Genomic DNA, 18969 nt, shown 5'->3' with positions numbered 1-18969 from the left:
GTCTTAAAGCCGCCCCCGTCGTCGCGCTATGCCCTCCCCGGCCGGTCCAGTATGGCCGCTGATGTGCGCAGTGTGTACGGCGAGGGGTGGCTCCCGGGGCCCAGGCGGCGCATCGCTTTCAAGATGTGACCTGGCGGCAGCTGCCAGCGTAGACCTGCGGGAATGCTGCGCAGCACGCGTCCGGTGAGGCGCAGGCGCCGGGTGACGCTGCGCGGTGCCGGTGCGGGCCGCCCATACAGCTGGTGCGCCCAGCCGGGGAGGGAACCGTACGCGAGCTCGGCGAGCGGGCGCCACAGCAGATTTCGGCCAGGCACCAGGAGGGGGTGGACGGGTGGGCGGCGCAGGAACGCGTCCACGGCGTGCGCGTCGGGGCCTGCGGCGAGCTCGGGGCGCACCTTTTCGAAGTACGCGGCCAACTGGGCGGTGTCGGCGGGGACACCGGCCGGGTCGAGGCCGACGAGGCGGGCATTGGTGCGGTTCTCGTCGACGTAGCGGTCGGCCTGGGCGGGGGTGAGGGGGACGCCGGAGCGGCGCAGGACGTGCAGGAAGCTGTCGATCTGCGCGCAGTGGATCCAGAGCAGCAGTTCGGGGTCGTCGACGGGGAAGCGCTCGCCGGTGACCGGGTCGGTGGCGGACAGCCTGCGGTGGATGGCGCGGACGCGGCTGCCGGCGCGCTCGGCGGCCTCGGTGGTGCCGTAGGTGAGGGTGCCGACGAAGTCGGCGGTGCGCATCAGGCGCCCCCAAGCGTCCTGTCGGCCCCTCTGAGTGTTGAACGCAGCTGAATTCTGCATGACCCCGCGGACGGCGCGCGGATGGAGTGCCTGGAGGTAGAGCGCACGGACGCCGGCGATCCACATCATCGGGTCGCCGTGGCACTGCCAGGTGACGGAGGACGGGCCGTACAGGCCGGGGTCGGCGCCGGGTGCGGGTCCCGGTGCAGGACCGGGACCGGGTGCGGGTCCGCGTGCGGGTCCGCGTGCAGGTCCAGGTCCGGGTGCGGTTCCAGGTCCGGTCACGATGTTCCCCATCCTCCGACTATCCCCGTCAGCGATCCGTATGAACCGGGCCGATTTCCGTCAAGGTCGCGTCAGGGCACGGCGCGCAGGGTGCGGGGACGGGCATAGCTTCGGCGTCACCAACCCGACGGTGGCTCTCCAGGAGGACCACATGTGCCTGATCCACTACGGCGACGATCCCGAGCCCGAGGAACGGACCCCGGCCGGACCCCTGTACGTGCCCGTCCGGCCGGGGACGGCGGAGGTGGCGCTCCGGATGTTCCGCACCCCGCTGGGGCAGCGCACCGCCGTCGGCTTCACCCGCGCGGACCTGCTGGCCGCGACGCTCGGTGCGCGGCAGCCCTGGATCCGGCTCTCCGAGTCCGCCCTCCGGGCCCTGACGGCTCCGCTCGGCGCGGGTCTGGTGACCGTCGACCCGAGCTTCTCGGCCCCCGCCGTCACCCCGGTGCCGGTGCGTGCGCCCGCGGCCGCCGAGGCCGAAGTCCGTGCTCTCTGAGGAGGAGGTCTCCATGACGATCGCCGAACTGTGCGAGGTGGCGGCCGGTGCGGACGGCCTGTCCGTCTGGCCCGCCTCCACGACCCGCCTCCCGCACGGCGGACTGGCCGTCGGCGGGGTGTCGCTGGCCGAGGTCGCCGGGAGGTTCGACACCCCGGCCTACGTCCTGGACGAGGGCGAGGTGCGCGGGAGGTGCCGGACGTACCGCGAGGCCTTCCCGGAGGCCGAGGTGTTGTACGCGGCCAAGGCGTTCCTCTCGCGTGCCGTCGTGCGCTGGGTCGACGAGGAGGGCCTGGGGCTCGACGTGTGCTCCGCCGGCGAGCTCGAACTCGCCGTCACCGCGGGCTTCCCGCCCGAGCGGATCGTGCTCCACGGCAACGCGAAGTCGCCCCGCGACATCGACACGGCGCTGCGGCTCGGTGTCGGCCGGATCGTCATCGACAGCCCCTCGGAGATCGCGCGGCTGGCCGCGGCCGTGGGACCGGGCGGCCACCAGAAGGTGATGGTCCGCGTGGTCCCGGGCATCTCGGCCGGCGGCCACGAGAAGATCCGTACGGGTACGGACGACCAGAAGTTCGGTCTCTCGCTGGGCGACGGTTCCGCACCTCACGCGATCGCCCGCGTCCTCGGTCAGCCGCAGCTCGAACTCACCGGCCTGCACTGCCACATCGGCTCCCAGATCACCGAGGTCAAGCCGTACGTGACCGCCGTACGCCGGATGGTGGGCCTGATGGCCCGGGTCCGGCAGAGCCACGGCGTCACGCTGCCCGAGCTGGACATGGGCGGCGGCCACGGGGTCGCCTACCGGCCCGGCGAGGCCGCGCTCGACCTCCACGCCCTCGCGCGGGGGCTCCGTGCGGAACTGGCCGCGGCCTGCGCCGCCGCCGAGCTGCCCGTGCCCCGGCTGGCCATCGAGCCCGGGCGCGCGATCGTGGGCCCGGCGGGGGTGGCGCTCTACCGGGTGCTGGCCGTCAAGCACACCGGGGAGCGGTTGTTCGTCGCCGTGGACGGGGGCATGAGCGACAACCCGCGGCCCGCACTGTACGGGGTCCGCTACGCGCCCCGCCTCGTCGGCCGCCAGTCGGCCGCGGGGTCCCGTACGGCCACGGTCGTCGGCCGCCACTGCGAGGCGGGCGACATCCTGGCCGCGGACGTGCCGCTGCCCGCGGACGTCCGGCCGGGCGATCTCCTCGCGGTACCGGTCGCGGGCGCCTACCAGCTGTCCATGGCCTCGGGGTACAACCTCGTGGGCCGCCCGCCGGTGGTCTCGGTCCACGAGGGCGCGGTCCGGCTGCTCGTCCGGCGCGAGACGCTGGACGACTACCGCGGCCGGGACATCGGTGGCTGAGGGCTCACGAAGGCGAGGATGTCGCGGGCCGCTTCGCGCAGGCTGCCGAAGTGCCGGTGCACGCCTTCCACCGCGACCGGGGCGTTGACCCCCCACACCGTCATGCCGGCGCCGAGTCCGGACCGTACTCCCGACGGGGCGTCCTCGATGACCAGGCAGTCCGCCGGATCCGCGCCGAGGCGGGCGGCGGCCCGGAGATAGGGGACGGGCGACGGCTTGCCCTCGTCGACGGCGGCGGCGTCCACGATCAGATCCGGGAAGGGCAGGCCGGTCCGGGCGAAGCGTCCGCGCACCCGGTGCTCGTAGTTCGAGGTCACCAGGGCCCAGGAGCCGGCCGGCAGGCCGGTCAGGAGCTCCGCCGCGCCGTCGAAGGCCCCGTAGACGCCGGACCGGACGTCCTCGTCCTCCAGCTCGTGCAGCGCGGCCAGGCACTCGTGGGGATCGCGGTCCGGCGCTACCTCGGCGAAGGTCTCCAGAGGCCTGGTCCGCAGCGCCACCCGGTGGACCGCGGCGGGATCCAGACCGTACCGCTCCGCCCACGCGCCCCAGACCCGGCGCTGGTTGTCCACGGCGTCGATCAGGGTGCCGTCGACGTCGAAGAGGACGTACCGCCGGGGGCGGGGCCGAGGAAGTTCACTGGTCACGCCATCGATCATGCCATTCGTCGCCGCGGACGCCGCGGTCCGGCCCGGAGCCCGCTCCGGGCAGGTGGTGCGGCCCTTCAGCGGTGCGGTGTCAGCGGCCGGTGACCCGCGTGGTGGCCGAGGCGGTGTTGTTCGCCTGGTTGGGATCGGGGGTACGGGAGGTGACGGCGGCCGTGGCGGTGATGCCGGGACGTTGGGTGGCTCGCACGGTGACGTGGAAGACCCGCTGCTGTCCGGCGCCCAGCGCCTTGACCCGCCAGGTCACCTGGGTGGGATGGCGCCGGTCGGCGCCGGGAGACGCGCTCGTGACCGGCACCCCGCTCGGCCGGGTCAGCGTGACGGCCAGGTCGGCGGCGCTGAAGGGCCCGGAGTTGGTCACCGTGATGTCATAGCCGTACGCGGCGCCGCCCCGTACGGTGACCGGTGCGCTCAGCCGGACCGCCAGGTCGGCCGTGGGCGGATCGGCGCCGACCTCCAGTCGCCCGATGTGGTCGCGGAAGAGCTCGGTGAACCACAGATTGCCGTCGGGCCCGGCCGCGATGCTCACCGGGAAGTTGCCGGTGGTGGGCAGGGGGTACTCGTCGATCTGCCCGGTGGTCGTGCAGACCTTTCGGCCGGAGGTCGGGGGCAGGCTCGCCATGCGGGCGGGACCTCGCCGACGGGTCTGAGAGCTGCCGGGCGGCGCGTGAGGTCGCGACAGCGGTTGCTGCGTAGGCCTCCGGGTGACGGCATGTCAGGCACCCGTGGGCCAACAGGATGACGGCCAGGGGAGTGTTCCCGGCCGGGCACGTCCGCGGGGAACCCTTGGGCCGCGCGGCACGTCATCTTCTGTGCAGGACAACGGAATCGAACCCAAGGGGTAACCATGGGAGAGAACGACTCCACAGAACCGGCCGCCCAGAAAACGGACAACGTCCAGCACGCCGACTGGCTCGGCCCGACCGCGGCCCCGGCCGACCCCGACACCGACTGGGTCGGCCCCACCGCCGCCCCGGCCGACCCCGACACCGACTGGGTCGGCCCCAGCGCGGCCCCGACCGACGCGGGCCCGGACGCGCAGACGGACGCGGACGCGGACCCGGACCCGGAGACGGACTGGATCGGCCCCGGCTGATCCGGCGGCCGCCCCGCGCAGGCGTCCTCATCCGCGTCAACCGGCGACAGCGCCGATGGATGAGGCCCTGTCAGCGGGGTCAGCGGGTGAGCGCCCTGCGGGGGCGGGTCAGCTGCGGGCGGCTCCGGCCAGCAGGGCGCCCATCGCGGCGAGCACGGACGGCTCGACGCGGTAGTACACCCACGTCCCGCGCCGCTCGGAGGACAGCAGCCCGGCATCCTTCAGCTTCTTCAGGTGATGGGAGACGGTCGGCTGCGAGACGCCGACATCGGAGATGTCGCACACGCACGCCTCGCCGCCCTCGTGAGAGGCGACGGAGGAGAACAGCCGCAGGCGCACCGGATCGCCGAGGGCCTTGAACATCTTCGCCGCGACCTCCGCCTCGTCCGCCGACATGGGACGCTCGGTCAGCGGCGGGCAGCACAGCGCGATGGCCTGATCGGCTTCCAGGAGCGGCAAAACCTTCGCATTCGACATGCGTCTATGTTGACACATGTCGAAGCAAGGCGGCAGGTACCGGAGACGGTCCACCCGACCCCCCGGAGTTGCAGGGATCTGCAATTCTGGAGGTCACAAGGTGCGAGGAGGGGCGACTGGATGCCCCTGCGAAGGAACGGTCCGGGTGGATGAGATGGGCAGTCAAGGCAGGGGTACCCAGGTGAGCACGCCGCTCTACCAGCTCAAGGCGGAGTTCTTCAAGACGCTGGGGCACCCGGTCCGCATCCGGGTCCTGGAACTCCTGGCCGAGCGCGAGCACGCGGTCGCCGAGATGCTGCCGGAGGTCGGGGTGGAGGCCGCGAGCCTCTCCCAACAGCTGGCCGTCCTGCGCAAGGCCAACCTGGTGATCACCCGCCGCGAGGGCTCCAACGTGCACTACCGGCTCACCCACCCGCAGATCGCGGAACTGCTGCGGGTCGCCCGCGGCATCCTGTCCGGCGTCCTGGAGGGCCAGGCCGAACTCCTGGCCGACCTCCGCGCCACAAGCGGCAGCTAGGGCGTGTCTTTGGGATCAGGCCGGGCCCTAGGCCCGCCCTGTCCGGGCGGCGCATTGCGGTGCAGGTCCACCGGGCCGCGCCCCACATACGGCGGCCGTCTTCCGCTGGTGCGGATTCATCGCGCTTCTGACACCACAGGACGGCCGCTTCTCACTTCTGTGCGTGCTGGCCCAGGTAGAAGAGCAGCCAGACGAACCCGGCGAACACGTGGGTGCCGAAGATGTAGAAGAAGGCGCGCAAGGCGACGCCCTTCTCCTTCCACCGCTCGTGGTCGGCAGCCTGCTCTTCGCCAGAGGTGTCGTGCGTCATGACGCGTCATCCTTCCCAGGTTCCCCGTGCGGGCGGGTGCAGGGGCGGACCGGGACCTGCATCCCTCGCTCGCCTGCGTGCTCGATGGCGGCCGCCACCTCCCCGAACTAATGAATTGCATAACTCTGCAAGTCTAGCCCACCCGGCACACTTCGACAGCTGTCTATGTTGACGAACATCGATACAAGTGCCACGCTTGAGGCACCAGGACATCGACAGACGTCGAATCAATAGGGGAGCCCGTCGTGAACGCATCCACCGAAGCCCTGCCCGTCGTCGTGATCGGAGCAGGCCCGGCCGGCCTCGCCGCCGCCGCGCACCTCACCGAGCGCGGCATCGCACCCCTGGTCCTGGAAGCCGGACCGGCCGCCGGCAGCGCGGTCCGCGAGTGGGGCCACGTGCGGCTGTTCTCCACCTGGTCCGAGGTCGTCGCCCCGGCCGCCGCAAAGCTTCTGGCCCCTACCGGCTGGACCGCCCCCGACGGCGCGACCTACCCCTCCGGTGCGGACTGGGCGGAGAAGTACCTCCAGCCGCTCGCCGACGTCCTCGGTGACAAGGTCCGCTACGGAGCCACGGTGACCGGCGTCTCCCGACTCGGCCGCGACCGGATCGTCGACGCCGACCGCGAACAGCAGCCCTTCACGGTCAGCATCCTGAACGCCGACGGCACCGAGGAGCGGGTCACCGCCCGCGCCGTCATCGACGCCTCCGGCACCTGGTCCACCCCCGGCCCCACCGGCGGCGACGGCCTGCCCGCCCTCGGTGAGAAGGCCGCCGCCGACCGGATCTCCTACCGCGTCCCGGATCTCAAGGACCCGGCGGTCCGGGCCCGTTACGCGGGCAAGCGCACCGCCGTCATCGGCTCCGGCGCCTCCGCCTTCACCGCGCTCGCCCACCTGGCCGAACTCGCGAAGGACTCCCCCGGCACGCACGCGGTGTGGATCCTGCGGCGCGGCATCAGCGGCTCCACCTTCGGCGGCGGCGAGGCCGACCAGCTCCCCGCCCGCGGCGCCCTCGGCCTGGCGGCGAAGGCCGCTGTCGACGGCGGGTACGCCGACGCGGTCACCGGCTTCCGCACCGACGCCATCGAGCGCGATGACGAGGGCCGCCTGGTGCTCGTGGGTGAGGACGGCCGCCGTCTCGACGCGGTGGACAGGGTCATCGTCCTGACGGGCTTCCGCCCCGACCTGTCGTTCCTGAACGAGCTCCGCCTCGGCCTGGACGAGCGCCTCCAGTCCCCGGTCCGGCTGGCCCCGCTGATCGACCCCAACCAGCACTCCTGCGGCACCGTCTACCCGCACGGGGTGAACGAGCTCTCCCACCCGGAGCAGGGCATCTACCTCGTCGGCATGAAGTCCTACGGCCGCGCCCCGACCTTCCTCGCCATGACCGGCTACGAACAGGTCCGCTCCATCGCCGCCGCCCTCGCCGGCGACCGCGAAGCCGCCGAGCGGGTCGAACTCACCCTGCCCGAGACCGGAGTCTGCGGCGGCGCCGGCCTCTTCGACCAGCCCCAGGCCGCCGAAGAGACCGGCGGCGGATGCTGCGCCGCCCCCGCCACGCTCACCGTCGGCGTCGGCGCCCCCGTCTCCTCCGGCGGCTGCTGACCGGGGTGAGCGACCTTCGGAGCAGCGGGGCCGCGACCGGTACGGGGGTCCGGTCGCGGCCCCGCGCCGCGCTGCCCGCCCTGTGCGCCACGCAGATCACCGGCTGGGGCATCCTCTACTACGCCTTCCCCGTCCTGCTCCCGCGGCTGACGGCCGCCACCGGCTGGTCCGTCACCGCCGCCACGGCCGCCTTCTCCCTCGCGCTCCTCGTCTCCGCCGTGGCCGGCATCCCGATCGGCCGGATCCTCGACCGCCGAGGTCCGCGCGCGGTGATGACGGCAGGATCCGTTCTCGGGACCCTCGCCCTCCTCGTCATCGCCGCCGCCCCGAATCCGGCCGTCTTCACCGTGGGCTGGCTGCTCGCGGGTGTGGCCATGGCCGCCACCTTCTACCCGCCCGCCTTCGCCGCCCTCACCCGCTGGTGGGGACCCGACCGCATCCGGGCCCTGACCATCGTCACCCTCGCCGGCGGGCTCGCCTCCACCGTCTTCGCGCCCCTGACCGCCCTGCTCGCCGAACACCTGAGCTGGCGCACGACGTACGCGGTCCTCGCCGTGATCCTGGCCGCCGTCACCATCCCCGCGCACGCCCTCGCCCTGCGCGCCCCATGGCCGGCCTCACCACCGCCGCCACCCGCCATCGACCGCACCCCCCTCACCCGCAGCCGCCCCTTCCTCCTCCTGGCCGCGGCCTTCACCCTGTCCGGCTTCGCCACGTACGCCGTCGTCATGGGCCTCATCCCACTCCTCACCGAGCGCGGCGCCAGCCCGTCGACAGCCGCCTGGGCCCTCGGGCTCGGCGGAGCCGGCCAGACCCTCGGCCGCACCCTCTACGCCGGCCTGTCCGCCCGCACCTCGGTCACCGCCCGCACCGTCGTCCTGATCTCCCTGGGCGGCGCGACCGCGGCAGCCCTCGCCGCGGTCCCCGGCCCGATGCCCGTGCTGGTCGCGCTCGCGGTCCTGGCCGGTGTCGTACGCGGCAACCTGACCCTGCTGCAGGCCACCGCCGTCACCGACCGCTGGGGCACCGCCCACTACGGCCGCCTCTCCGGACTCCTCGGCGCACCCGCCCACATCGCGGCAGCCCTGGCCCCCTGGGCCGGAGCCGCCCTCGTGGGCCCGCTCGGCGGCAACCCCCACCTCTTCGCCGGCCTCGCCGCGCTCTCCGTCGTGGCCGCCTGCCTCGCCGCGGGGGCCTCGGGCAAGGCCTCACCCGGCTCGGCGCTTCCCCGGGCCGGCGAAGCATCCGCGTAACCGCCATCCGTCAGCTCACGCCGGTGGTGGGACCAGAGGTACCTTCCAGTCCAGACGGGTGCCCCGCTCCCCGTCGCCCCGCGCTGCGGCCTCCATCCGGCCGCCCAGCCAACGGGGCAGTGGACGTGGTGCAGCAGGCTGTGCGCGGCCTTGCCCAGGTTGGGGGCGAGTCCGAGGGGCCCGGGGACGCGGCGGCCGCCCATGACGAGCAGGTCGGCGTGGCGGGACGCCTCGACCAGGACACCGGCCACGGAGATGCTCTTCTCCGCATCGGCCCGCACGTCCAGGTCGGGGAACTCGTCGCGGATCACGTCCGTGACGGCCCGCAAGGTCTCTTCGTGCCCGCCCGCGATCTCCTCGACGCCGTCGAGCATGCCGACCACCTCGCCGACGGACCGGAGCACGTTCCACACGTGCAGCAGCCGCAGGGAGGCCTTGTGCAGCCCGGCTTCACGGGCGGCGTACCGGGCGATCAGGAGGTCGTGCTCGTCGCGCACGGCCGCGAGGACGGTGCCGGTCTCCTCGGCCCCGTCGGTGACTCGGACGACGATGACGGGGGTCACGGCGATGGCCGCGGTGCCCAGCCCGACCGAGCCGAGCATGAGGGAGTTGAAACCGCCCAGGCCGCGGTTGCCCACCACGACCGTGCCGTGGCGCCCGCCGGCCCGGTGCAGGCTGCTGACGGCGTCCGCGCGGCTGGATTCGGTGGTCACGTGCAGGCCGGGGTACTCGGCCGTTGACGTGGACCCGTTCGATGGTCTCCGCCGAGAGGTACAAGGCCCTGCCGTCGGTGTCGGCGCCGTAGACGATGTGCAGGGGACGGCCGCGGCGTACGGCCTCCCGGGCCGCCCACAGTGCGGCGCTGCGCGCCGGCTCCGAACCGTCCACGCCGACGACGACCGAGCTGGTGTCCGGGGTGCGGAAGGTGCTTTCCACGATCGCTCCCAACCGAGAAGCCGATGAGGGACACCCCTCACGCTGGCACCGTCGATGCTCGGGGAAGAGGGCCGCCCGGGACCACCGCCGGGACCAAAGGTCCCCATCCTCCAGGAAGACGTCGTCGTGCGCGCCGCCGGAACCGTACCGGGCGTCGTGGACGTCAAGGTGGACGTCAAGGCGGACCTCACCGTCTCCCTCACCGCCGGTACGGGCGCCGTTCAGGGCGCGAGGTCTCGGCGCTGGAGCGCCAGATGAGCCAACAGAATGCCCAGCGCACCCGTGCCGACCAGAATCCCGAGCTGGGGCCAGAGCACGCCGCCCGAAGCCAGGGCGTCGCCCGGGGCGTAGTAGTGGAACGGGCTGAGGAACCTCAGCGGGGCCGCCGGCTCCCATGCCAGCGCGATGAAGTTGACGGCGAAACCCACGGCTCCGATCGCGATGGTCGCGCCGACCACCTGGGCGCGCCGCCGGCCCGCCGCCGACACGGCCAGCGCCGGCCCGATCAGGCACAGGGAGAAGCCCAGGCCCATCACCCCTGCGGCGGACACCCCGCCGATCGGCACCGCGTGGTGCATGTCCGGTGACAGGGCCACCCCCACCGCTACCGTGAGGGTCGCTGCCACGTTCAGGGCCAGCGCCACGAGCACCAGTGCCGCGGTCCGCTCGGCCAGCAGACGGGTACGGCTGACGGGACGCACCATCACCAGTTCCACCGTCCCGGACTCCACGTCCGCCGCCACGGCGGCCGCAGCGAGCGAACCGATCGCGGTGAGCTGCATGGCGATCCAGAACGGGTGGGTGAGGCCGGCACCCAGCAGGCCGGGGTAGCTGGCGATCGACACGTCGCCGCTGGAACCGCTGAACGCCCGGTAGGCCGAGGGGGGTCCCTTCCCGCCCGCGGAGAACAGCTGCCCCGGAGGAATCGCGTTCGCGACCACCACGATGAGGGCCTCGAAGACGACCATCCCGACGAGCAGGGCGACCAGCATCCGGCGCCGCCGGTACAGGGCGAGCCACAACAGGGGCCAGCGCCGTCTCACGGCTCCTCCCGCCCGGCGCCGTCGCGGTACAGGTCCATGAAGGCCTCGTCCAGCCCGGCCTCCTCCACGGTGACGTCGGCCACCGCCAGGCCGAGCAGTGCGCGCAGCGCGCCCACCACCTCGCTCGGCGGCACGAGCAGTTCCACCCGGTCCCCCTGCCAGCGCGGGGCCCAGCGCTCCGCGCCGCCCAGCGGCCGTGCCCCCTGTCCGTCCGCGAAGGACAGCCGGATCCGCCTGGCACGGGCCTCGCGCAGGCCGGCCACGCTCTGGACCGTCACCAGCCGTCCGTCCCGGATGATCGCCACACGCCCGCACGTACGCTGCACCTCCGGCAGGATGTGACTGGAGAGCAGGACGGTGCGTCCGGCGGCGGCCGCCTCGCCCAGCAACGTGAAGAACGTCTCCTGGACCAACGGGTCGAGCCCCTCGGTCGGTTCGTCGAGTACCACCAGTCGCGGATCGTGCTGCATCGCCTGCACCAGGCCGAGCTTCTGCTTCATCCCGCGTGAGTAACCTCCGACGGGGCGGGTGAGGATCGCGGGCGTCAGCCCCAGCCGGTCGCACAGCTCGCCGCGGCGGGGCACGGGGGCGCCCTGCAGCGCGGACAGCAGATCGAGCGTTTCCGCTCCGGAGAGCTCCGGGTACAAGCGCAGTTCACCGGGCAGATACCCCAGATCCGGGGCCACCCGGCGGTGATCGGCGATCGGGTCCAGCCCGAGCACCCGCACGCGTCCCTCGCTCGGCCGGAGCAGCCCGGTGAGACACCGCAACGTGGTCGTCTTCCCCGCTCCGTTGGGCCCGAGGAATCCGAACACCTCACCCGATCTCACGGTCAGGCTCAACCGGTCGACCCCCACCACCGGCCCGTACCTCTTGGTCAGGCCGGTCAGCTCGATCGTCGGTCCCGGTCCGTCGCCCATGCGTCCAGTCTGGTCCCGCGGCCGGAGCCCCGCCCCCGCACTCGGGGTGAGCCCTTGGGAGGGCGCCCCCATGGCGCTTGCCAGCGCGGTGTCGCGCCGGGCGGGGGCTCGGCATGCTCCCTCACGGCACTCACTGCTCCTGGGGCGGTACGGCGACCGTGTCGTGCTGCGGTCCACCGAGCACGACCTTGAGGGCGCCGGTGTCTGCGGCGCGGGAGAAGACGTCGTACGCCGCTTCCATCTGGTCCAGCTCGAAGCGGTGGGTGATCATCTCGGCCCCGGGCAGGCGGCTGGCGGCCATCATGCGCAGCAGCATGGGGGTGGAGTGGGTGTCGACGAGGCCGGTGGTGATGGTGACGTCCTTGATCCACGGGTCTTCGAGGTGGAGGACGGCGGGCTTGCCGTGGACGCCGATGTTGGCGACCCGGCCGACCGGGTGGACCATACGGGTGCACATCTCGAACGCCTCGGGCACGCCGACGGCCTCGATGACCACGTCCGCCCCGAGCCCGTCGGTCAGGTCCTCCACCAGCCGCTCGGGCTCCTCCTCCGCGCTCGCGGTGGCATCGGCACCGAGGTCGCGCGCGGCAGCGAGCCGGTTCCACGAGCACCCCCCGGGCCTGATCGAACAGATGCGCCGCCTCGGGGACACCGCCAAGGCCGGCTCCAGCCGCGCCGAGGACATGATGACCTCCCCCGCGGTCACGATCCGCCCCGACGCCACACTCCCCCAGGCCGCCCGCCTCATGGCCGACCGTCACATCAAGCGCCTCCCGGTCGTCGACGCCAACGGCACCCTCAAGGGCATCGTCAGCCGCGCCGACCTCCTCAAGGTCTTCCTCCGCACTGACGAAGAACTCACCACCGAGATCCGCCGCACCGTCGTCGAGCGCCTGTTCCCCCTCTCACACGAGGCCGTCGAAGTGACCGTGTCCCAAGGGATCGCCACCCTGAGCGGCCAGGTCCGCGACAGCCACTTGATCCCCCTGGCAGAACGCCTCGCCCACCCGGTCGAGGGCATCGTCGACGTCCACTGCCGGCTCCGTACGCCCACCGCCGCATGAGGCGTGGAAATCGGAGTGCCGGGGGCACAGTGGCCTTGCCATACTGCTCCGATGATCAACCTGCCTACCGCTGCGCTGGACTCGTTGTCCGGGCTCGCCTTCGGTGATGCCTTCGGTGACCGCTGGTTCGGCATCCTGCGCCGCGAAGGCCCGGCAGCCTTGGAGGCACGGCTCCTGCCCCCGGAGCCGCTGTGGCGGTGGAGCGACGACACCGCCCAGGCGCTCGTTCTCGTCCGGGAACTCGCCGAGGGCGGCGGCACCGTCGACCAGGACCGCTTCGCCCTGCGCCTCGCCGAGGCCTACGCCGACGACACGCACCGCGGCTACGGAGCCTCGATGCACGATGTGCTCCGCCGGATCGGCGCGGGCGAGCCCTGGCGGGAAGTGGTCTCTGGACAGTTCGGCGGCCAGGGCTCCTGGGGCAACGGCGCGGCCATGCGCGTCGCCCCGCTCGGCGCCTGGCACGCCGCCGACCTCGACGCCGTCGCCTCGCAGGCCGCCGGGCAGAGCGCGGTCTCACACCACCACCCGGAGGCCGCCTCCGCGGCGGTGGCGGTCGCCGTGGCCGCGGCGCTGGCCACGCGGAGCCGGGGCGGGGCCGCCCCGGCGCGGCCGGACTTCCTCCGGGCCGTCGCCGAACGGCTACCCGTCGGCGACGTCCGGTCCGGGGTGCGGATCGCGGCCCGGATGCCGGAGCACACCTCGGTCCGACACGCCGCGGAGGTGCTGGGCTCCGGCTACCGGATGTCCGGACCCGACACCGTGCCCTACGCCCTCTGGTGCGCGGCGGGACACCTCGACGACCTGCACGAGGGCCTGTGGTCCACCGTCGCCGGGCGCGGCGACATCGACACCACGTGCGCCATCGTGGGCGGGGTCATCGCCGCTCGCACGGGCGTCGCCACCCTTCCGCCCGCCTGGCACGCAGCCCGTGAACCGCTGCCCCCGGCCATGACCTAGCGGCGGACGCGGGGCATGCCGAGGCCGATCCAGGAGATGATCTCGCGCTGGATCTCGTTGTTGCCCCCGCCGAAGGTGAAGATCACGGCGCTGCGGTAGCCGCGTTCGAGTTCGCCGTGCAGGACCGCGCCCGCCGAGCCGTTCTTGAGGGAGCCGGCCGCGCCCACGACCTCCATGAGCCAGGCGTACGCGTCCCGGCGTGCCTCGGAGCCGTACACCTTGACCGCGGAGGCGTCCTGCGGGGTGAGGGTGCCCTCCTGGACCGCGCCCACCATCTGCCAGTTGAGCAGCTTCATCGCGTCGAGCCGGGCGTGGGTGCGCGCGAGGCGGCCGCGGACCCAGGAGAGGTCGATGACCCGGCGGCCGTCGGCGAGCTTGGTCTCGGCGGCCCAGCGCTGGACGTCGTGGAGGGCCCGGATGGCCATGGTGCCGTGCGCGGCCAGGGTGACGCGCTCGTGGTTGAGCTGGTTGGTGATCAGGCGCCAGCCCTTGTTCTCCTGCCCGACGCGGCGGTTCGCGGGGACGCGGATGTTCTCGTAGTAGCTGGCGGTGGTGTCGTGCGAGGCGAGGGTGTTGATGAGGGTGCAGGAGTAGCCGGGGTCGGCGGTCGGGACGAGGAGCATGGTGATGCCCTTGTGCGCGGGGGCGTCCGGGTCGGTGCGGACGGCGAGCCAGACCCAGTCGGCGGTGTCGCCGTTGGTGGTCCAGATCTTCTGCCCGTTGACGACGTAGGTGCCGCTCTCCTCGTCGCCCTCGCGCACGGCCTTGCACTTGAGCGCCGCGAGGTCGGTGCCGGCGTCGGGCTCGCTGTAGCCGATGGCGAAGTCGATCTCCCCCGCTAGGATCTTGGGCAGGAAGTACGCCTTCTGCTCGTCGGTGCCGAACTGCATGATGGTCGGCCCGACCGTGTTGAGCGCCATCAGGGGCAGCGGTACGACGGCCTGCGCGGCCTCGTCGAAGAAGATGAACTGGTCCATCGGGGACATCCCGCGGCCGCCGAACTCCTTGGGCCAGCCGACCCCGAGCCAGCCGTCCGCGCCGAGCCGGCGGATGGTCTCCCGGTAGTACCGCTTCTGCGCGGCTGGGTCCTCGTAGCGGGCGTAGACGTCGTCCGGCACCAGCTCGGCGAAGTAGGCACGCAGCTCGGTGCGCAACTGCTGCTGCTCAGGCGTGTATTCGAGGTGCACGGCCCCTCCGGGAGTCTCGCGGTCCAGCCGGTCGCTGTGGCGGCGGCGGTCACACTAGAACCTGTTACAAAAATTTGGAAGGGGTCGGAAACCCGGTGGCGGCCGAGAAATAATCTTGGCCATGACGAACCCACGCAGCAGGGCCGAATTCTTCGTCGACCCGGAGCAGGACGACCGTTTCACCGGCCCCGCGACCGGCGACGAGCGGCGCATGCTGGTCGCCTTCCTGGCGGACCAGCGCGCGACCCTGGAGCTGAAGTGCGCGGGTCTGGAAGCGGAGTTGGACCGGCGGTCGGTGGAGCCGTCCACCCTCTCCCTGCTCGGCCTGGTCCGGCATCTGGCCGATGTGGAGCGCCGCTGGTTCCGGCAGGTGCTGGCAGGCCAGGACGCGGCTCCGCGCTTCTCCTCCCCCTCCGATCCCGACGGGGACTTCGACGGCGCCGTGTCCGACCCCGCTGCCGTGGCGGCTGCCTGGGAGGCCTGGCACGACGAGGTGGCCTTCGCCGAACGCTTCGTCACCGAGGCGCCCGGCCTCGACATACATGCGGTGGACGCGTGGCGCGGCAAGGTCTCGCTGCGCTGGGTCCTGATCCACATGGTCGAGGAGTACGCCCGGCACAACGGGCACGCCGACCTGCTGCGCGAGCGCATCGACGGGGCGATGGGCATCTGAGACCCACGCGCCGCCCGGCGCCCGGCGCCCGGCGCCGAGGGCCGACAGCCGCCCGCCGCCGCCCGCCGTCAGGCGTAGCGGTAGAGCACGTCGAAGCAGACGACATCGCGCGCCACGTCGAAGAGGTACGCGCCCGAGGCGGACACGGCCGCGTCCGGCGCCTCGCGGTTCGCGTACGCGTCGAACTCCGGGCTGTGCTGCCAGGCCGCGGCGGCGGGCAGGTACGGCTCCAGCGCGCCGGGCAGCGCCGACGGCGCGGCGGAGGCGAAGGTACGGCCGGGGGCACGGACGATCGCGGACGCGCCCCCGGGCGGCAGGTGGGCGACACCGACGAGCCGGATCTCGGAGTCCGGGCTCGGGATGCTCCGCCCGCCGCCCGCCTCCTCGTCGACGTCGTAGCCCAGCCAGTGCGCGTCGGTCAGCTCGCCCAGGTGCGGCCGCAGCCGCTCGTTCAGCGGTTCCAGGTCGGTGCGGACCGGGTTCCGGTACGGCTGCGGCCACAGCAGGTACGTCAGGCCGCCGCCCAGGGTCAGCAGCGGGAGGCCGGCGATCAGCAGGAACCGCCGCCGGTTCGTACGCCCCCGCTGCGTGTCCACGATCGCCCCCCGGTACCGGTCAGTTCAAGGCGCTGATCATAGCGGCGGCCGTCGCCGTCATCGCCGTACGGGCGGCCGTCAGGTACGGCCGGGGATCCGCCGGCGTCAGGTGGGTGCGGATGGCCTCGGTCATGGCCACGTTCAGCGCGGTGCCGATGTTGACCTTGCGGATGCCGCCCGCGACGGCCGCCGCGAGCTCGGCGTCCGGCAGCCCGGAGGAGCCGTGCAGGACGAGCGGCACGTCCACCGTCTTGGCCAGCCGGGCCAGCAGCACGTGGTCCAGGGCCGCGGTCCGGCTGGTCATCGCGTGGCTGCTGCCGATGGCGACGGCCAGCGCGTCCACGCCCGAGTCGGCGACGAACCGCCGCGCCTCGTCGGGGTCGGTACGGGCGCCGGGTGCGTGCGGGTCCAGCGGGGCGGCGCCGTTCTTGCCGCCGACCTCGCCCAACTCGGCCTCGATCCACAGCCCGTTGGCGTGCGCCCAGTCGGCGGCGGAGCGGGTGGCCTCCAGGTTCTCGGCGTACGGGAGCTGCGCGGCGTCGTACATCACCGAGCTGTACCCCGCGTCGCAGGCCTGGCGCAGCAGCTCGGGGCTCTTGACGTGGTCGAGGTGCAGGCCGACCGGGACCCCGGCGGCCTCCGCGCAGGCGGCGGCGGCCCGGGAGATGGGCAGCAGCCGGCCGGCGCGGAACTTCACGGCGTTCTCGCTCAGTTGCAGGATGACGGGCAGCCCGGCCGCCTCGGCCCCGGCGACGACGGCTTCGGCGTGCTCCAGGGTGATGATGTTGAAGGCGGCGACGGCGCGGCCCGCGCGGGCCGCTTCCAGGACGAGCGGACCCGCGGGTACGAGGCTCATCGGACCGCCTCCTCGCCGGTGGTCAGGATCACCGAGCGGGTGAGGTTGCGCGGCGCGTCCGGATCCAGCTGCTGGTGGGCGGCGACGGCGAGGGCGAGGCGGTGCACGCGGACCAGTTCGGCGAGCGGGTCGAGCCCTCCGGCCACCCACTGGGAGCCGGTGCCCCGGACCTGTTCGGCGAGCCCGTCGGGGGCCTCGTCGAGGGACCAGGTGACGGTGCCGGGCCCGGAGATGCTGATCGGCCCGTGCCGGTACTCCATCGCCGGGTAGGACTCGGCCCAGGACAGCGAGGCCTCGCGCATCTTCAGCGCGGCCTCGTGGGCGAGTCCGACGCTCCAGCCGCGGCCGAGGAAGGTGAACTGCCCCCGGCTCTCCAGCTCGGCGGGGAGCGGCTCGGTGAGGGCGGTGCGGGCGTCGGCGACCACGGCGGCGGTGTGCAGCCCGACGTGGGCGCGCAGCAGGGTGAGGGCGGTGGTCGCGAAGCGGGTCTGCACGACGGACTGTTCATCGGCGAAGTCCAGGACGACGAGCTCGTCCGCGAGGGTCATCACCGGGGTCGCCGGATCGCCGATGACGGCGGTCGTGGGCACTCGGGCGTCCCGCAGTGCGGCCAGCAGGTCCAGCACCTCGGTGGTGGTGCCGGAGCGGGTCAGGGCGACGACCCGGTCATAGCGGCGGTGGCGCGGGAACTCCGAGGCGGGGAAGGCGTCGGTCTCCCCCTGCCCGGCCTCCTCGCGCAACACGGCGGCCGCCTGGGCCATGTAGTACGAGGTCCCGCACCCGACGATCGCGGTACGCTCCCCCGGCTGCGGCAGCACCGCCCGCTGGGCCGGGGCCAGTTCGGCGGCCCGCTCCCAGCATGCGGGCTGTGTGCCCAACTCGTACGCGACGTGACTCATACAGGCTCCCTCGTGCGGCAGGCTGATCTGAATGCGTTCCCTCATGCGTTTTCCTGCAAGATAGCTGGCACTTTCAAGCAACTTCAAGCAGCCACGGGAATGACCACCTGGGTTAGTGTCGCCAGGTAGGCCGATGGATCACCGAAGGGGGCGGCCGATGACCCGCAAGGAGCGCTGGCAGGCACTGCTGGACCTGCTGGTGGAGCGGGGCGAGCTGGAGGTGGAACCGGCGGCGGAGACCCTCGGCGTGTCCGCCGCGACCATCCGCCGCGACCTCGACCAGCTCGCCGAACAGCAGTTGCTGGTCCGCACGCGCGGCGGGGCGGTGCTGCACGGGGTCTCGTACGAACTCCCCCTGCGCTACCGCACCTCCCGGCGCGCGGCCGAGAAGCGCCGCATCAGCGAGGCGGTGGCCGCCCTGATCGCCCCGGGCGAGGTGATCGGCCTGACGGGCGGCACCACGACCACCGAGGTGGCGCGGGCCCTGGCCGGGCGCCCGGACCTGGCCTCGGGCTCGCCGGCGCTGACGGTGGTGACCAACGCCCTCAACATCGCGGGCGAGCTGGTGATCCGGCCGCAGTTCAAGATCGTGCTGACGGGGGGTGTCGCCCGCCCCCAGTCGTACGAGCTGACCGGCCCGCTGGCCGAGCAGGTGCTCGGGCAGCTCGCGGTGGACACCGCGGTGGTCGGCGTGGACGGCTTCGACCCGGCGGACGGCGCGGCGACCCGGCACGAGGACGAGGCGTCGATCAACCGCCTGCTGTGCGAGCGGGCCCGCCGGGTGGTGATCGCGGCCGACTCCAGCAAACTCGGCGTGCGCGCCTTCGCCCGTATCTGCGCGACCTCGTCGGTGGACGTCCTGGTCACGGACACGGGCCTGGCGACGGGCGTGGCGGAGGCCTTCGCCGCGGCGGGGGTGGAAGTGCTGAGGGTGTGAGGGGCGGGTGGGTGGGGGGGGACCCGGCCCCCCACCCCCAAGAGGATCCAAAGAAACAGCGTGGATTGAGACAAAACTTGCCCTGGTAGAGCCACTCCCCCCCAGCGAACCCGATG

At 73.0% G+C, this 18969-nt stretch carries 23 protein-coding genes and 2 pseudogenes; 11 read left to right on the top strand and 14 right to left on the bottom strand.

Features of this window, described 5'->3' with window-relative positions; translation table 11 throughout:
• Nucleotides 1–26: 26 nt before the first annotated feature.
• Nucleotides 27–1028, bottom strand: coding sequence for an oxygenase MpaB family protein (locus ACZ45T_RS34685; protein WP_468448113.1), 1002 nt, complete (start codon nucleotides 1026–1028; stop codon nucleotides 27–29).
• 139 nt (nucleotides 1029–1167) lie between these two features.
• On the opposite strand from ACZ45T_RS34685, the gene ACZ45T_RS34680 reads away from it, so the two are divergent.
• Both ACZ45T_RS34680 and lysA read left to right on the top strand, forming a co-directional pair.
• Nucleotides 1168–1512 (top strand): SAV_915 family protein, encoded by a 345-nt coding sequence (locus tag ACZ45T_RS34680; RefSeq protein WP_468448141.1) that lies wholly within the window; start codon nucleotides 1168–1170, stop codon nucleotides 1510–1512.
• Between the two features lie 13 nt (nucleotides 1513–1525).
• The gene (gene lysA / locus ACZ45T_RS34675; RefSeq protein WP_468448112.1) at nucleotides 1526–2860 is read left to right on the top strand and encodes a diaminopimelate decarboxylase; all 1335 of its coding nucleotides are present in this window, start codon (nucleotides 1526–1528) and stop codon (nucleotides 2858–2860) included.
• Here the strand turns inward: lysA and ACZ45T_RS34670 are convergent.
• Nucleotides 2833–3504 carry an HAD family hydrolase gene (locus tag ACZ45T_RS34670; protein WP_468448111.1) on the bottom strand — a complete coding sequence of 224 codons (672 nt, stop codon included), beginning with the start codon at nucleotides 3502–3504 and terminating at the stop codon, nucleotides 2833–2835. The genes lysA and ACZ45T_RS34670 overlap by 28 nt on opposite strands.
• A gap of 91 nt (nucleotides 3505–3595) precedes the next feature.
• Nucleotides 3596–4144 carry a DUF11 domain-containing protein gene (locus tag ACZ45T_RS34665; RefSeq protein WP_468448110.1) on the bottom strand — a complete coding sequence of 183 codons (549 nt, stop codon included), beginning with the start codon at nucleotides 4142–4144 and terminating at the stop codon, nucleotides 3596–3598.
• Nucleotides 4145–4369: 225 nt separating this feature from the next.
• Between ACZ45T_RS34665 and ACZ45T_RS34660 the strand changes: the two genes are divergently transcribed.
• Nucleotides 4370–4618, top strand: coding sequence for a hypothetical protein (locus ACZ45T_RS34660; RefSeq protein WP_468448109.1), 249 nt, complete (start codon nucleotides 4370–4372; stop codon nucleotides 4616–4618).
• Between the two features lie 108 nt (nucleotides 4619–4726).
• On the opposite strand, the gene ACZ45T_RS34655 is transcribed toward ACZ45T_RS34660, so the two are convergent.
• On the bottom strand, nucleotides 4727–5095 hold the full coding sequence (locus ACZ45T_RS34655; RefSeq protein WP_468448108.1) for an ArsR/SmtB family transcription factor: 369 nt from the start codon (nucleotides 5093–5095) through the stop codon (nucleotides 4727–4729).
• A gap of 181 nt (nucleotides 5096–5276) precedes the next feature.
• Here ACZ45T_RS34655 and ACZ45T_RS34650 point away from each other — a divergent pair, with 181 nt between their 5' ends.
• Complete coding sequence (locus ACZ45T_RS34650; RefSeq protein WP_468448107.1) at nucleotides 5277–5612, top strand: ArsR/SmtB family transcription factor; 336 nt, start codon at nucleotides 5277–5279, stop codon at nucleotides 5610–5612.
• A 151-nt stretch (nucleotides 5613–5763) separates the two neighbouring features.
• Here ACZ45T_RS34650 and ACZ45T_RS34645 read toward each other — a convergent pair whose 3' ends face one another.
• Nucleotides 5764–5922 (bottom strand): DUF6126 family protein, encoded by a 159-nt coding sequence (locus tag ACZ45T_RS34645; protein WP_468448106.1) that lies wholly within the window; start codon nucleotides 5920–5922, stop codon nucleotides 5764–5766.
• A gap of 245 nt (nucleotides 5923–6167) precedes the next feature.
• Here ACZ45T_RS34645 and ACZ45T_RS34640 point away from each other — a divergent pair, with 245 nt between their 5' ends.
• Entirely contained in the window at nucleotides 6168–7529 is a 1362-nt protein-coding gene (locus ACZ45T_RS34640) for an FAD-dependent oxidoreductase (RefSeq protein ID WP_468448105.1), read from the top strand.
• Between the two features lie 5 nt (nucleotides 7530–7534).
• Nucleotides 7535–8782, top strand: a complete 1248-nt coding sequence (locus ACZ45T_RS34635; RefSeq protein WP_468448104.1) for an MFS transporter — start codon at nucleotides 7535–7537, stop codon at nucleotides 8780–8782.
• Nucleotides 8783–8952: 170 nt separating this feature from the next.
• Here ACZ45T_RS34635 and ACZ45T_RS34630 read toward each other — a convergent pair.
• Nucleotides 8953–9279 (bottom strand): annotated as a pseudogene (locus tag ACZ45T_RS34630) (universal stress protein); the annotation flags it as partial.
• Complete coding sequence (locus tag ACZ45T_RS34625) at nucleotides 9233–9670, bottom strand: hypothetical protein (RefSeq protein ID WP_468448140.1); 438 nt, start codon at nucleotides 9668–9670, stop codon at nucleotides 9233–9235. The gene ACZ45T_RS34625 and the pseudogene ACZ45T_RS34630, both read right to left, overlap by 47 nt.
• Nucleotides 9671–9772: 102 nt before the next feature.
• On the opposite strand from ACZ45T_RS34625, the gene ACZ45T_RS34620 reads away from it, so the two are divergent.
• On the top strand, nucleotides 9773–9976 hold the full coding sequence (locus tag ACZ45T_RS34620) for a hypothetical protein (protein WP_468448103.1): 204 nt from the start codon (nucleotides 9773–9775) through the stop codon (nucleotides 9974–9976).
• Here ACZ45T_RS34620 and ACZ45T_RS34615 read toward each other — a convergent pair.
• The 3 genes and pseudogenes from ACZ45T_RS34615 to ACZ45T_RS34605 all read right to left on the bottom strand — a co-directional run.
• Nucleotides 9940–10761, bottom strand: coding sequence for an ABC-2 transporter permease (locus ACZ45T_RS34615; protein WP_468448102.1), 822 nt, complete (start codon nucleotides 10759–10761; stop codon nucleotides 9940–9942). The genes ACZ45T_RS34620 and ACZ45T_RS34615 overlap by 37 nt on opposite strands.
• Nucleotides 10758–11681, bottom strand: a complete 924-nt coding sequence (locus ACZ45T_RS34610) for an ABC transporter ATP-binding protein (RefSeq protein ID WP_468448101.1) — start codon at nucleotides 11679–11681, stop codon at nucleotides 10758–10760. Before ACZ45T_RS34610 ends, ACZ45T_RS34615 begins: the two co-directional genes overlap by 4 nt.
• 130 nt (nucleotides 11682–11811) lie before the next feature.
• Nucleotides 11812–12279 (bottom strand): annotated as a pseudogene (locus ACZ45T_RS34605) (zinc-binding dehydrogenase); the annotation flags it as partial.
• Nucleotides 12280–12313: 34 nt separating this feature from the next.
• On the opposite strand from ACZ45T_RS34605, the gene ACZ45T_RS34600 reads away from it, so the two are divergent.
• On the top strand, nucleotides 12314–12745 hold the full coding sequence (locus tag ACZ45T_RS34600) for a CBS domain-containing protein (RefSeq protein WP_468448100.1): 432 nt from the start codon (nucleotides 12314–12316) through the stop codon (nucleotides 12743–12745).
• A 51-nt stretch (nucleotides 12746–12796) separates the two neighbouring features.
• On the top strand, nucleotides 12797–13705 hold the full coding sequence (locus ACZ45T_RS34595; RefSeq protein WP_468448099.1) for an ADP-ribosylglycohydrolase family protein: 909 nt from the start codon (nucleotides 12797–12799) through the stop codon (nucleotides 13703–13705).
• Here the strand turns inward: ACZ45T_RS34595 and ACZ45T_RS34590 are convergent.
• The gene (locus ACZ45T_RS34590) at nucleotides 13702–14892 is read right to left on the bottom strand and encodes an acyl-CoA dehydrogenase family protein (RefSeq protein WP_468448098.1); all 1191 of its coding nucleotides are present in this window, start codon (nucleotides 14890–14892) and stop codon (nucleotides 13702–13704) included. The genes ACZ45T_RS34595 and ACZ45T_RS34590 overlap by 4 nt on opposite strands.
• A gap of 121 nt (nucleotides 14893–15013) precedes the next feature.
• Between ACZ45T_RS34590 and ACZ45T_RS34585 the strand changes: the two genes are divergently transcribed.
• On the top strand, nucleotides 15014–15565 hold the full coding sequence (locus tag ACZ45T_RS34585; RefSeq protein WP_468448097.1) for a DinB family protein: 552 nt from the start codon (nucleotides 15014–15016) through the stop codon (nucleotides 15563–15565).
• A gap of 68 nt (nucleotides 15566–15633) precedes the next feature.
• On the opposite strand, the gene ACZ45T_RS34580 is transcribed toward ACZ45T_RS34585, so the two are convergent.
• Genes ACZ45T_RS34580 through ACZ45T_RS34570 form a run of 3 tightly spaced genes read right to left on the bottom strand, consistent with a single transcriptional unit; the run spans nucleotide 15634 to nucleotide 17916 of the window.
• Nucleotides 15634–16161 carry a hypothetical protein gene (locus ACZ45T_RS34580; protein ID WP_468448096.1) on the bottom strand — a complete coding sequence of 176 codons (528 nt, stop codon included), beginning with the start codon at nucleotides 16159–16161 and terminating at the stop codon, nucleotides 15634–15636.
• Between the two features lie 19 nt (nucleotides 16162–16180).
• Nucleotides 16181–17017, bottom strand: coding sequence for a class II fructose-bisphosphate aldolase (locus ACZ45T_RS34575; protein WP_468448095.1), 837 nt, complete (start codon nucleotides 17015–17017; stop codon nucleotides 16181–16183).
• The gene (locus ACZ45T_RS34570; protein WP_468448094.1) at nucleotides 17014–17916 is read right to left on the bottom strand and encodes an SIS domain-containing protein; all 903 of its coding nucleotides are present in this window, start codon (nucleotides 17914–17916) and stop codon (nucleotides 17014–17016) included. Before ACZ45T_RS34570 ends, ACZ45T_RS34575 begins: the two co-directional genes overlap by 4 nt.
• 157 nt (nucleotides 17917–18073) lie before the next feature.
• Here ACZ45T_RS34570 and ACZ45T_RS34565 point away from each other — a divergent pair, with 157 nt between their 5' ends.
• A complete protein-coding gene (locus tag ACZ45T_RS34565) occupies nucleotides 18074–18853 on the top strand; it encodes a DeoR/GlpR family DNA-binding transcription regulator (protein WP_468448093.1) in 780 nt (259 codons plus the stop codon).
• Nucleotides 18854–18969: the final 116 nt, after the last annotated feature.

It is taken from the genome of Streptomyces sp. NPDC030995, assembly GCF_055571215.1.
The sequence above is the reverse complement of the archived record's forward strand: the minus strand, read 5'-3'. Positions and strand labels throughout refer to the sequence as shown.